We start from the raw sequence: 13,138 nt of genomic DNA on the forward strand, positions 1-13,138 counted from the left end.
GGGACGACGAGTTAACAAAAAAAGGGAGCCGGAGCTCCCCTTATTCTCAAGCCGCGCAATGGCGGCTCAAACCCTGCTTACTGGCGCGTCGTATCCACCTGGATCAGCGGCTCCTGCACCGGCGGCGGGGCCACCTTGCGGGTGCGGCCCAGACGGACCGGCTGCTGGGTCTGCGCGGCAGCTTCCTGCGCGGCGCGCAGTTTTTCCGGATCGGTCGCGGCCAGTTGCAGGCCGGCCTGGGCCAGCACGTCACCCAGATCGGCGGCCGGCGCCTGCGCCACCGGTGCCACCGGCGCCGGCATCACGACAGGCTGGGGCGCTGGCGCAGCAACCGGTGCAGCGGCTTCGACCGGCGCCGGAGCAGCCTGGGCAGCAACCGGAGCCGAAGCAGCAGCCGGAGCAGCAACCGGAGCCGGAGCAGCAGCCGGAGCCGGAGCAGCAGCCGGAGCAGCCGGAGCAGCAGCAACCGGCGCCTCGGCGGCGGCAGTAGCACGTGCATTCGCCTCGGCCACCGACTGCGAGGTCGGGAACGGCCACGGGCTCTGGGCCGCAGCTTTCGCAGCCTCGGCGGCGGCTTTTTCGGCAGCAGCTTTCAGCGCGGCGGCGGCAGCTTCCTCGGCGCGCGCCTGGACCGCAGCCTGTTCGGCGGCAGCCTTGTCGGCAATCACCTTATCGGCAGCAGCCTTCACGGATGCCGCGGTCGGGAAGGGCCACGGACCCGGCGTGGCAGCCTTGGCCGGCTTGGCGCCCTTGGTCTTCGCGGCCTTGGACTCGGCCTGGAACTTGGCGGCTTCTTCATCGGCTACCGGTGCGAAGGCCGGTGCGCCTTCTTCACCGTTCGCGTTGTCGATGACGTCGCCATCTTCGCGGTCGCGGCGGTTACGGTTGCGGCCGCCACGACGGCGACGGCGGCGCGGCTCATCGCCACCTTCCGCATCGGCTTCTTCGCCATTCGGACCGATCGTGGTGACGGTCTTCACGACTTGTTCCTGGATGATTTCCTGCTCGCCGTTCGGGCCGGTCGATGCGATCGTGACGCTGGTCGCAGCGGTGGCCTGGACCACGTTCAGTTCATCGGATTTCGCTTCGGCAACGGGTGCGCGCTCGGCACGCTCGCGCGGCTGGCGCGGCTGGCGTTCCGGACGCTCGGCACGTTCCGGACGCTCGCCGCGTTCGGCGCGCGGCGCCAGCTGGGCTTGCAGCTCGGCCTGCGCCTGCTCGCGGGTCTCGCGCGGCTCACGGGCTTCACGCGGCTCGCGCGGCTTGCGCGGCTGGCGTGCCGGCTTGCCTTCGGCATCGGCCGGCTTGGCGGTCTCGTCGACGGCTGCGCCTTTCGCGACCTGTTCGCGGTCCTCGCGCTCGCGGCCCTTGCCGGTGCCGGTACGGCCGCCGCGGCCATTACGCTGGCCACGGTTGCGGTCACCGCGTTCGGCGGCTGCCGTTGCCGGTTCAGCCGGTTTGACCGGCGCCGCGGCCGGGGCCGGCGGAGTCACGGCAACCGGGGTGCCGAAGAAGAAGTTACGCAGCTTGGCGAAGAAACCTTGTTCCGCCGGCGGCTGGACCACGGGAGCGGCTGGCGCGGCCGGGGCAGGGGCCGGCTCAACCTTGGCCGGCTGGCGCTCGACCACCGGCGCCGGCTGGGCCGGGGTGATGGTCTTGACCACAGCTTCCTGGCGCGGCTTGGCTTCTTCTTTCTGGCGCTTGGCAAAAGCCATGTCGGTGTCGGCCGACTCGGCCAGCGTGTAGCTGGAGGCGGCGTCTTCCAGGCGCGGATCGTCGTGCTTGATGCGCTCGAGCTTGTAGTGCGGGGTCTCGAGGTGCTTGTTCGGCACCAGGATGACCGTGATGCGGTGGCGGGTCTCGATCTTCAGCACTTCGCCGCGCTTTTCGTTCAGCAGGAACGCGGCGACGTCGACCGGGACCTGCACGTGGATCGCGGCCGAATTTTCCTTCATCGCCTCTTCCTGGATGATGCGCAGGACTTGCAGGGCCGAGGATTCGGTATCGCGGATGTGGCCGGTGCCCGAGCAGCGCGGGCAGGTGACGTGCGAGCCTTCCGACAGCGACGGACGCAGGCGCTGGCGCGACAGTTCCATCAGGCCGAAGCGCGAGATCTTGCCCATCTGGACGCGTGCACGGTCATGGTGCAGGGCGTCCTTCAGGCGCTGTTCGACTTCGCGCTGGTTCTTTGCCACTTCCATGTCGATGAAGTCGATCACGATCAGGCCGCCCAGGTCGCGCAGGCGCAGCTGGCGGGCCACTTCGTCGGCCGCTTCGCAGTTGGTGTTGAAGGCGGTGGTCTCGATGTCCGAGCCGCGGGTGGCGCGCGCCGAGTTGACGTCGATGGAGACCAGGGCTTCGGTGTGGTCGATCACGATCGCGCCGCCCGACGGCAGCGGGACGGTACGCGAGTACGCGGTCTCGATCTGGTGTTCGATCTGGAAACGCGAGAACAGCGGGACGTCGTCGGTGTAGCGCTTCACGCGGTGCGCCATGTCGGGCATCACGTGGCTCATGAACTGCTGGGCCTGGTCGAAGATCTCGTCGGTGTCGATCAGGACTTCGCCGATGTCGGGCTGGAAGTAGTCGCGGATGGCGCGGATGACCAGCGAGGATTCCTGGTAGATCAGGAAGGCGCCGGGGGCCGATTTGCCGGCGCCTTCGATCGCGCGCCAGAGTTGCATCAGGTAGTTCAGGTCCCACTGCAGTTCTTCGACCGTGCGGCCGATGCCGGCAGTGCGGGCAATCACCGACATGCCTTGCGGCAGGTCCAGCTTGTCCATGGTCTCGCGCAGTTCCTGGCGTTCTTCGCCTTCGACGCGGCGCGAAACGCCGCCGCCACGCGGATTGTTCGGCATCAGGACCAGGTAGCGGCCGGCCAGGGAAATGAAGGAGGTCAGCGCCGCGCCCTTGTTGCCGCGCTCCTCTTTCTCCACCTGGACCATGATTTCCTGGCCTTCGCGCAATGCCTCCTTGATGGTGCAATTGCGGACATCGACACCATCACGGAAATAGGAACGGGCGACTTCTTTGAAGGGGAGGAAACCGTGGCGGTCTTCGCCGTAGCTGACGAAGCAGGCTTCGAGGGAGGGTTCGATGCGGGTGATGACACCTTTGTAGATATTCGATTTGCGCTGTTCACGACCAGCGGTTTCGATATCGATGTCGATCAGTTTTTGGCCGTCGACAATCGCTACGCGCAGCTCTTCTTGCTGCGTAGCGTTAAACAACATACGTTTCATTTTTATTAACTCCGCGGCCCGTAGACCGTTGTAATTGCTAGAAACGTACGCGGGGAGGGGAGTGTTGGCGGTGGTATGCCCGGGGTGTGGCACGGCATTGCCGGCCACAGGGCGCAAATGGCATCGAACGTCATTGTCGCGCGCACGCCGCAACCTTGCTCGGCCGGCGCGGCCCGGTCAGGGCGGCGCAAAGGGCCTCGGGGCGGGTGCTAACAGCGACCACAGCCAGACCGCGGAGCGGCCGCATCGTGAACCTGGGCCAGGCGATCTATCAGCCTTGGCCAGCGGGTTTCTTCGACAAGCGTTATCGACGCCATCACCCGGCGAGCCGAAAAAGCCGGCTTGCCGGTACTTATCCTTAAGATTCCAAACAATCCAATCCTGCAGTCCTGTGCGCTACCCGATTACAACTGCGGTGCAACCCTGGCGCGCGCAAGAATGTGCGTACACTATTTTCTTCATCGAATTCGCATTTAGCGGGACCGACGAAGACGCCCCCTGTGTAAAATATCGTTTTAATTCTTACACCTGCAGAGGTTTGACCGCCGCCTGTCGATTATATATTCAAAATGAAGGACTTAGAGAAGAATTCTGTCCAGCTTGTAACGATCGCCGAAGAAGAAGCTGGACAGCGCATCGACAACTACCTGCTGCGCGTCTGTAAAGGTGTCCCGAAAAGCCATATTTACCGCATCCTCCGCTCCGGCGAAGTGCGCGTGAACAAGGGGCGTATCGATCAGTTGTATCGCTTGCAAGCCGGCGACGTGGTGCGCATCCCGCCGATCCGCATCGCCGAAAAAGCTGCCGGCAACGCCCCGGTGCCAGGCGCCGAGTTCGCCATTGTCCACGAGGACAGCCACCTGCTCGTCATCGACAAGCCGGCCGGCGTCGCCGTGCATGGCGGCTCGGGCGTGTCGTATGGCGTCATCGAACAGTTGCGGGCGGCGCGTCCGCAGGCCAAGTTCCTGGAACTGGTGCACCGCCTGGACCGTGAAACCTCGGGCCTGCTGTTGCTCGCCAAGAAACGTTCGGCATTGACCCACCTGCACGACCAGATGAGGGAAGGAACGACGGACAAGCGCTACCTGACCCTGGTGAGCGGCAACTGGACCAATCCGCGCCAGCACATCAAGCTGCCGCTGCACAAGTTCACGACCGGCGACGGCGAACGCCGCGTGGTGGTGCAGGCCGGCGGCCAGGAAGCGCACACCGTGTTCAATCTTTTGCGCAAATGGGAGAGCTTCGCCCTGCTCGAAGCCGAGCTCAAGACAGGACGCACGCACCAGATCCGCGTGCACCTGGCATCGAGCGGCTTCCCGATCGCAGGTGACGAAAAATACGGCGATTTTGCATTGAACAAGCAGCTTCAGAAGGCAAACGACACGCGCGGCGCCCTCAAGCGCATGTTCCTGCACGCCTACCGGATTACCTTCCAGCACCCTGAAACCGGCAAGCCGATGACCCTGACGGCGCCGCTTCCGGCGGAGTGTGAGCGTTTCTTGGTAAGCTTGGGGCAACCAATAGGCAAACACTCATAATGGCTCGCAAGCAATTCGATCTGATCGTCTTCGACTGGGACGGCACGCTGATGGACAGCACCGCCACCATCGTCAAATGTATACAGTCCGCCGCCAAGGACCTCGGCCTCGGCGTTCCCAGCGACGCCGCGGCCGCGCACGTGATCGGGCTCGGCCTGTCGGAAGCAATGCAGGCCGTGATGCCGGACATCGATCCGGCGCTGTATCCGCGCATGGTGGAGCGCTATCGCTACCATTTCCTGACGAAAGACCATGAACTGGTGCTGTTCAAGGGTGTGCCGGCGATGCTGGAAGAACTGTCCCAGCTCGGCTATTTCCTGGCGGTCGCCACCGGCAAGAGCCGGGTCGGCCTGAACCGCGCATTGAACGCCTGCAGCCTGCTGTCGACCTTCGATGCGACTCGTTGCGCGGACGAGACATTTTCCAAGCCCCATCCTGCAATGTTGCAAGAATTGACAAGGGAACTGGGGCAGGACATGCGCCGTACCGTTATGATCGGCGACACAACGCACGACTTGCTTATGGCCAACAATGCGGGCGCAGCCGGTATCGCGGTCGAGTACGGCGCGCATCCGGTGCAGCAACTGCAGGCATGTCATCCGATCTTCACGGCAAAGAACGTGCCGGAACTTCACCAGTGGCTGATCGAGAACGCATGAGCGAGGCGAACGAAGTCTTTATCTGCGGGGCCGATGCGCTGGCCGACGGCGGCACCGGCGTGCGCTTCCCCGTCGTCGCGTTCGGCGACGAAGCGACCGGTTTCGTGGTGCGCCATGGCGGCAAGGTCTACGCTTACCTGAACCGTTGCGCCCACATCCCGGTGGAGCTGGACTGGTTCAAGGGTGAATTCTTCGAGTCGAGCAAGCTGTACCTGATGTGTTCGACGCATGGCGCGATCTATGTGCCCGAAACCGGCGTCTGCACCGGTGGGCCATGCCGGGGCGGCAGGCTGCGCCCCATCGCCGTGCGCGAAACGGAGAAGGGCGTCTATTGGCAGCCGGACCAGCATTTCCAGCCGCCGAAGTAAATCAAGCAGACACTTATGAGCGAAAACAACAGCAACGAGAATCAGAAAGCGAACGAGGGCCCAGGCACGGTTCGCAACTGGGAGCGTGAAACCCTGGAGCGGCTGGTGTTCGCCACCGTGCGCGAGCAGCGGGCTGCGCGGCGCTGGGGAATCTTCTTCAAACTTTCATTCTTGTTGCTGGCATTGTTCGCGATCTGGGCGTATTCCGATTTCTACACCGGCTCCGACCTCGAGTCGCTGGGCCGCCATACCGCCCTGATCGAGATCGACGGCACCATCGACGACGAAGGCAGCGGCGCCGCCGACACCGTGATCCCGTCACTGAACAAGGCCTTCGCCGACGCCGGCTCGGCCGCGGTGGTGCTGCGCATCAACAGCCCGGGCGGCAGCCCGGTGCAGGCCGGCATCATCGTCGACGAGATCCAGCGCCTCAAGAAGGGCTACCCGAACAAGCCGCTGTACGTGGTCGTGGACGAGATCTGCGCCTCGGGCGGCTATTACATTGCAGCAGCGGCCGACAAGATCTATGTCAATAAGGCGAGCATCGTCGGTTCGGTCGGCGTGCTGATGGACGGCTTCGGCTTTACCGGCCTCATGGACAAGCTGGGCGTCGAGCGCCGCCTGCTGACCGCGGGCGAAAACAAGGGCTTCCTCGACCCCTTCAGCCCGCAGTCGGACAAACAGAAGCAGCACGCGCTGAGCATGCTGAACGAAATCCATGAGCAGTTCATTTCCGTGGTGCGCGCCGGCCGCGGCAAGCGCCTGAAGGAAAACCCGGAAATCTTCTCCGGCCTGTACTGGACCGGCGCCAAGGCGGTCGAGATGGGCCTGGCCGACGGCTTCGGCACGGTCGACACCGTGGCCCGCGAGGTGGTCAAGGCCGAGGACATCATCGACTACACCGCCCATGAAGGCTTGCCGGAGCGTGTGCTGAAGAAATTCGGCGCCTCGGTGGGTTCGGGCGCAGTGAAGTCGATTTATCGCGGGGCTGTTCCCAGCCTGCGCTGATCAACCAATATTTGCCTTGAAACTTCAGGAGCGTCGTCTATAGTTGTTTTGTAGCTTATAACTACAGACCCGCATACGTGCGGTATCGAGTGAACTTCATTCCTCAGGTTGGATCCCGCAATGGGAGGAAACGACGGCGAAAGCCGTCGTTTTCATTTATTCGGCATGAGAATCGGCATGAAAACCGCCAGCCTCGAGCCAGGCCTGGAACTGGCGCTGGGCCTGTGCATACCATGCGGCGCGCATCGGTACGTTGCGAGTGGGCGAAAAGACATGCGGAATGTCGCCGCCCCGGGTCCAGCGCGCAAGCGCAAGGCGGGTCGGAAATACGGCGACGTAGTCTTCGGCGGCGGGCCGGTAATAGCGGCTCGGGCTCGTCCTTAGCGGGAAAGGCTCGCGGTCTTGATGCTGTTCGATGTGCACTTTATCCTCTTTCTCTGAATGTAGGCTTAGGCCTACGTGAGGTGTTTGTAGGTCGATTCCTAAAGAGGTTTCAGTGTAACAACAGGAATTGCGGCGCTTTTGATGTTCGTCAAACGTGTCCTAGACACGGATTCAAACTGCTGAACTATCTGAGCTTTGCCATATACATCGGTTCTGTTAAAGTCGCGCCCCATGAGCAAACTCTCCCTTGACCGCGTGCTGCAATCGCAAGGCTTCGGCACGCGCAAATACTGCCGCGCCCTGATCGAGGACGGCGACGTCGCCATCCATGGCGAAGTCCATGACAACTACAAGACGGCGGTCGAGACCGACGGGCTGGTCCTGACCGTGTTCGACGAGGAATGGGTCTACCGCGAACGCGTCTACATCGCCCTCTACAAGCCTGCCAATTTCGAATGCTCGCGCAAGCCCAGCCACCATCCGGGTGTGCTGACCCTGTTGCCTGAGCAATTTACCTGGCGCGAAGTGCAGCCGGTCGGCCGTCTCGACCACGACACCACCGGCCTGCTGCTGATGTCGGACGACGGTCCCTTCATCCATGCCCAGTCTTCGCCCAAGCGCCACGTGCCCAAGGTCTACCAGGCGACGACCCAGGAGCCGGTGACCCAGGCCCTGGTCGATCAGCTGCTGGCCGGCGTCCAGCTGATTGATGAGCCGGCCCCGCTGGCGGCCGTGAGCTGCATCCAGCGCGGCGAGCATCTGCTCGAGATCGTGCTGGAGCAGGGCAAGTACCACCAGGTCAAGCGTATGCTGGCGGCCGCCGGCAATCACTGCTCGGCGCTGCACCGCTCGCAGATCGGCGGCTTGACGCTGGAAGCGCTGGGCTTGAAGGAAGGGGAGTGGTGTTTCCTGGAGCAGGCGCAGCTGGATTTGCTGGTGTCGTAGCCGTCGCTCGCGCGAAGGCGGGAGCCCAAGTTTGCATGCGGTTCAATAGCTCAAGCAATCCTCGGGTTCCCGCCTGACGGGAACGGCAGTGTGCCGTGCGACGTAGTTGACGCATTTCCGCCACACTCCTTATCTTAATGCTTGTCAACAAGATAACGACCCATGCCTCCGAATTCGTATAGATTCCTCTCCGTTTTAACACTCTTCGTCCTTAACCCAGCCTTTGCTCAGCAGGCCGCTCCCGACCTCTCCGGTTGTGCACGGATTCCGGACTCGGCCGTGCGCCTTGCCTGCTATGACCGCCTCGCCGGTGTCAATACGACGCCGGCCACCGATGCGACCACCGCACCGGTCGTCGCCAAAGTCGAGGTCGACCGCGAAGTGCAGGCTTCGCTCGACCTGTCGCCGGAAAAGATGCGCGGTTTCAGCCTGGCCGATCACTGGGAACTCGACCAGGAGCACCGTCGCGGCGTCTTCAATTTCCGCCCGCACAACTTGAACTACCTGATGATCACGCGCGCGGCCCATCCGAACGACGAGCCCTACCGGCCCTTCCGCAACCTTGCCGACTTCAACACCGACCTCGCGCACAATGAACTTGTCTACCAGCTGAGCTTCAAGACCAAGGTGGTGGAGGGCATTGCGAAGAAGCCGGTCGACCTCTGGTTCGGCTACACCCAGAACAGCTTCTGGCAGGCGGGCAACCGCAAGGCCTCGAGCCCCTTCCGCGAGACCAATTACCAGCCCGAATTGATGCTGGTGACGCCGCTGAACTTCGACGTGCTGGGCATGCACGCAAGCTTCCTCAACCTCGGGGTGGTGCACCAGTCGAACGGCCAGGCCTCGACGCTGTCGCGCAGCTGGAACCGCTATTACGCCCAGGTCGGCCTCGAGCGCGCCGGTTTCACCGTGCTCGGGCGGGTGTGGAAGCGCGTCAACGAAGCGGCCAGCGAGGACAACAACCCGGACATCGTCGACTACATGGGCCGCGGCGACCTGGCCGTCACCTACCGCAACAACGGCCACGATTATTCGGCCCTGCTGCGCCGGAATTTCTCGACCGAGCGCGGCGCGGTCCAGCTCAGCTGGGCCTTCCCGCTGGCCGGCCATTTCAAAGGCTATGTGCAGTACTTTTCCGGTTACGGGCAGAGCCTGATCGATTACAACTACTACCAGAACGTGGTGGGCGTCGGCCTGCTCGGTTCGTTCTGAGAGCGCGCTGCATTAAAATGGCAAGATGAAACTTGCCACCATTAACGACGGATCGCGCGACGGCCAGCTGGCCGTCGTAGCGCGTGACCTGAAAACCGCCCACATCGCCGACGGCATCGCGCCGACCCTGCAGGCCGCCCTCGACGACTGGCCCTTCATCGCCCCCCAGCTGCAGGCGCTGTACGACGAACTGAATGCAGGCCGCACCCGCCGTCCCTTCGACTTCGACCCGGCGCGCTGCATGGCGCCGCTGCCCCGCGTCTACCAGTGGGCGGACGGCTCGGCCTACGTCAACCACGTCGAACTGGTACGCCGCAGTTGCTCGACAGAGCGCGGCGCCGAGATGCCGCAATCGTTCTGGGAAGACCCGCTGATGTAGCAGGGCGGCAGCGACGACTTTATCGGCCGATGGACGACATCGTGCTGGCGCATGGGGAGCTTGACTGCAGTCGAACCAAGTGCGCGTCGGAGTGTCGAATCCTGATGATGAAAAACACAATGGCCTCGGACGCGGCGGCCATGCTGCTGGCGCACCGGATCAGGATCGACCCGACGCACGAGCAGCGCGACTATTTCGCCCGCGCGGCCGGCACCGCGCGCCGGGTTTGGAACTGGGCGCTGGCCGAATCGCAGCGTCAAGTGGCCGGCGGCGGCAAGCCCAACGCGATGGCGCTCAGAAGACAGTTCAACGCCATCAAGTACACCGATCCTGCCTGGCTCGATGCCGATGGCAATCCTTGGCTACGCAATATCCATCGCGACGCCCACGCGCAACCGTTCGTAAACCTTGCCAAGGCGTGGAGCCGCTACTTCGCGCAGCGCCGTGCTGGCGAGAAGGCCCATCCGCCGCGCTTCAAGAAGAAGGGGCGCTGCACCGATAGTTTTTACTTGGCGAACGATAAATTCAGGCTCGAAGATAAGATTGCGATCCTGCCCAAGATCGGCCGCGTGGCGCTGCGCGAGGCATTGCGCTGGCCCGGCCGGATTCTGGGCGCGAGCGTATCGCGCGAAGCGGACCAGTGGTTCCTGTCGGTCCAGGTCGCGGTGCCAGGCAACGTGGCGCGGCGGTGCCGCAGTGGCAACGGTATCGTCGGCGTCGACCTTGGCGTGAGCAGCGCAGCCACCTTCTCCGGCGGGGAAAAGATCGCCGCGCCGCGGCCGCTCCGAGGCGCATTGCGGTGCTTGCGCATCCGGTCACGCCGCCTGTCGCGCAAGTTGGAAAGCGCCAAGGCGGCGGCCGGCATCACGGGCCGGATACCGAAGGGCACGCGCTTGCCGGTATCAAAAAGCCAAGCCAAGGGCGCGCTGGCGCTGGCGCGCCTGCAAGCGAGGATCGCCCGGGTCCGCCGCGACTTCACGCACAAGCTCACGACCCGGCTCTGCCGCGAAAACCAAGCGGTGGTGATCGAAGACTTGAGCGTGAAGGGGATGCTGGCCAACGCCCGGCTGTCGCGCGCGATCGCGGATGTCGGCTTTTACGAGTTCCGTCGCCAGTTGCTGTACAAGGCGCCACGCTACGGTACTGACATCGTGCTGGCCGACCGATGGTATCCGTCCAGTAAGCTGTGTTCACACTGCAGCGTGCGCAACGCCACACTTGCTCTGAGCGAGCGCGCCTGGACCTGTGTCGCCTGCGGCGCGCACCATGACCGCGACGTCAACGCGGCGATCAACTTGCAACGGCTCGCCACCGGCGCCCTCGCGGCGCGAACGGCGCTACCCGAGGCGAGTCCGGCGGCAACGCCGGGCACTGCCGCCGGCACGGGGCTGGCGGGAGGCGGGGAAGTCACGCCTGTCAGAGACGAGCACGGTCAGCAGGACGGCTCGGGGCAGGAAGAGAACGGCGCGCACTTCTGCGCACATTCTTGCTAGCAGTGGGGCATCGACTTCGAGGCCAAAGTGGCCGTGATTACCGGCGACGTAAAAATGGGCACGACGCCCGACGAAGCCCACCAGCAGATTCGCCTGCTGATGCTGGCGAACGACATCGCGCTGCGCAAGCTCGGGGGACTGCAATCTAAGCCGGCCACCGCTTTCTCGCCTGTGGCGGTCGCGCTGGATGAACTGGGCGATGCGTGGAAGGGCGGCAAGGTCCACCTGCCGCTGCGCTCGACCTGGAACGAACGCCTGGTCGGCCAGCCGGAGGCCGGCGTCGACATAGCCTTCAATTTCCCGCAACTAATCGCCCACCTCTGCAAGACCAGCAAGGCCCGCGCCGGCAGCATCGTCGGCGCGGGCTATTCCTGCATCGCCGCACAGCCGTTCAGCCGGTTCATGCGCTTTGGGGATACGGTCCGGATCGAGATGCTGGGTAAGAGGGGAAGTCGATTTTTGGCGCCATCGAGCAAAAGGTCACTCGCGTCGAACGATAGGGTGGGCACCCTGTACCCACGCGTTCAATTCCCCCAAAATTCGCCACTGACCACATTGCCTCTTAAATCAACCTCCACCGGCCGAGAAACCCGCCGCACCGCCTCAGCAACAAGCAAGCGTCCATCCGGCTCATGCACCCGATACCAAAGAAACGCCACGCCGGACAGCCGCAGCTTCTGCCCGGTAAAAAGTGAATCCTTCACAATACTCAATCCCTCCAACCGTAAATCGAAATCCAGCACCAGCATCCCCTCGGTGCGCTGCGCATAACCCAGGTAGCGCGCCGCATTGAACAGCGGGCTCTTGTCGCCGGCCTCGCCGGCCTTCAATGAGTCGATGAAGGCATCGACGGTCTTCAGCAGTGCGCCGGCGGCAGCCGTGGCCGCGGCGAGATCCTTTTTTTCCTCGCCCTTGGCGACATCGGCCAGCTTTTGCAGGATCGCGATGCGGTTCGCATACTCGCCGCGCTGGGCCGCGAGCGCACGTACCCGCGCGAGCAGGGAGGTGTACTGCTTCCCATCCAGCTCCCCAAGATAGCCGGACCCGAGCCCACCCAACTTGGCAGGACAATGTTGCCCGAGCGAGGTGGTGAACAGGCTGCGGGCGCCCTCGCCATATGCAATGCCTTGCGCGGCCACGTTGGTCTTGAACAGGGACGTCAAGTCAGCCGCCGCCTTCAGGGTCGCGGGCACCGCTGTCAGAAACGTCAAGCCGAACGTACCGACGCCCGTGCCACTCGGCGTATGCGCTTCGATAAGCAACTGCAGCTCCCTGTTCTGCTTGTTCAGGTCGTCACCCAGACGCGCAATCGCATCGACGATCAGGCGCGCGGCCAGCACGCCCTGCGCAGTGACCGGTTCGTAGACGACGGTTTTGCGGTCGGCGGGGAGGGCGGCGCACACATCGCCGGCCAACTGCTTTGCAAGGTCGAAGGCCGCAACCAGCCCGGCGGCGCCGAATTTCGATACATCGACCTCGCCATCCAGGGATTTGCCGGCAGCAGGCGGCAGGCGGGCCAGCAGTTCGGCACGCTCGGCCTCGGCGGTGGCCTTGCGTATTTCCGCCTCGCGCTGGGCGAGCAGGGCGTCGGCGGTGGCCTGGTACATTTTTAGGTCGAGCGCAGCCTTGATCGCGTCGGATTCTGACTTGGTCTGCGCCAGGACTGGGGAGGTGGCGAGCAGCAGGAAAACAGCTAGCAAGCAGTAAGAGGCCATGTCATCTGTCTCCGGTCAAACGATGTGGGATTGCCTGTAGAGTTTGCTGTAATCAGGCAGGTTTTTGTTACGAAATGTCAAGACATTGACCTAGCTCATCCGTACCCATTGTGAATTTTATTGGGGAAAATGAGACAAATTGCCTATTAATAAACGTTGACACAAAACTGTGACAATTCGAGCATATTTGCGAAT

The 13,138-nt window shown here is 63.4% G+C and carries 10 protein-coding genes and 2 pseudogenes; 9 read left to right on the plus strand and 3 right to left on the minus strand.

Going from position 1 to position 13,138, the window contains the following annotated elements; all coding sequences use genetic code 11:
* Window positions 1-77: 77 nt before the first annotated feature.
* On the minus strand, window positions 78-3,242 hold the full coding sequence (locus tag ACFPO9_RS05160; protein WP_379768065.1) for an Rne/Rng family ribonuclease: 3,165 nt from the start codon (window positions 3,240-3,242) through the stop codon (window positions 78-80).
* Between the two features lie 569 nt (window positions 3,243-3,811).
* Here ACFPO9_RS05160 and ACFPO9_RS05165 point away from each other — a divergent pair.
* Genes ACFPO9_RS05165 through ACFPO9_RS05180 form a run of 4 tightly spaced genes read left to right on the plus strand, consistent with a single transcriptional unit; the run spans window position 3,812 to window position 6,815 of the window.
* Window positions 3,812-4,780, plus strand: a complete 969-nt coding sequence (locus ACFPO9_RS05165) for an RluA family pseudouridine synthase (protein ID WP_379768068.1) — start codon at window positions 3,812-3,814, stop codon at window positions 4,778-4,780.
* On the plus strand, window positions 4,780-5,439 hold the full coding sequence (locus ACFPO9_RS05170) for an HAD-IIIA family hydrolase (RefSeq protein ID WP_379768071.1): 660 nt from the start codon (window positions 4,780-4,782) through the stop codon (window positions 5,437-5,439). The genes ACFPO9_RS05165 and ACFPO9_RS05170 overlap by 1 nt, the downstream gene beginning before the upstream one ends.
* A complete protein-coding gene (locus ACFPO9_RS05175) occupies window positions 5,436-5,807 on the plus strand; it encodes a Rieske (2Fe-2S) protein (RefSeq protein WP_379768074.1) in 372 nt (123 codons plus the stop codon). Before ACFPO9_RS05170 ends, ACFPO9_RS05175 begins: the two co-directional genes overlap by 4 nt.
* 15 nt (window positions 5,808-5,822) lie before the next feature.
* A complete protein-coding gene (locus ACFPO9_RS05180; RefSeq protein WP_379768077.1) occupies window positions 5,823-6,815 on the plus strand; it encodes a S49 family peptidase in 993 nt (330 codons plus the stop codon).
* Between the two features lie 156 nt (window positions 6,816-6,971).
* On the opposite strand, the gene ACFPO9_RS05185 is transcribed toward ACFPO9_RS05180, so the two are convergent.
* Window positions 6,972-7,238: a hypothetical protein gene (locus tag ACFPO9_RS05185; RefSeq protein ID WP_379768081.1), complete on the minus strand. Its 267-nt coding sequence runs from the start codon at window positions 7,236-7,238 to the stop codon at window positions 6,972-6,974.
* Window positions 7,239-7,430: 192 nt separating this feature from the next.
* On the opposite strand from ACFPO9_RS05185, the gene ACFPO9_RS05190 reads away from it, so the two are divergent.
* From ACFPO9_RS05190 to ACFPO9_RS05210, 5 genes and pseudogenes are all read left to right on the plus strand, one after another.
* On the plus strand, window positions 7,431-8,144 hold the full coding sequence (locus ACFPO9_RS05190; RefSeq protein ID WP_379768084.1) for a pseudouridine synthase: 714 nt from the start codon (window positions 7,431-7,433) through the stop codon (window positions 8,142-8,144).
* Window positions 8,145-8,423: 279 nt separating this feature from the next.
* Window positions 8,424-9,356 carry a phospholipase A gene (locus ACFPO9_RS05195; protein ID WP_379768087.1) on the plus strand — a complete coding sequence of 311 codons (933 nt, stop codon included), beginning with the start codon at window positions 8,424-8,426 and terminating at the stop codon, window positions 9,354-9,356.
* Between the two features lie 25 nt (window positions 9,357-9,381).
* Window positions 9,382-9,732, plus strand: a pseudogene (locus tag ACFPO9_RS05200) (fumarylacetoacetate hydrolase family protein); the annotation flags it as partial.
* A gap of 32 nt (window positions 9,733-9,764) precedes the next feature.
* On the plus strand, window positions 9,765-11,228 hold the full coding sequence (locus ACFPO9_RS05205) for an RNA-guided endonuclease InsQ/TnpB family protein (RefSeq protein WP_379768090.1): 1,464 nt from the start codon (window positions 9,765-9,767) through the stop codon (window positions 11,226-11,228).
* 6 nt (window positions 11,229-11,234) lie between these two features.
* Window positions 11,235-11,728, plus strand: a pseudogene (locus ACFPO9_RS05210) (fumarylacetoacetate hydrolase family protein); the annotation flags it as partial.
* A gap of 24 nt (window positions 11,729-11,752) precedes the next feature.
* Here the strand turns inward: ACFPO9_RS05210 and ACFPO9_RS05215 are convergent.
* Entirely contained in the window at window positions 11,753-12,943 is a 1,191-nt protein-coding gene (locus tag ACFPO9_RS05215; RefSeq protein ID WP_379768093.1) for a hypothetical protein, read from the minus strand.
* Between the last annotated feature and the right edge of the window lie 195 nt (window positions 12,944-13,138).

The sequence above is a fragment of the Massilia aerilata genome (assembly GCF_042656905.1).
Taxonomy (GTDB): Bacteria; Pseudomonadota; Gammaproteobacteria; order Burkholderiales; family Burkholderiaceae_D; genus Telluria; species Telluria aerilata.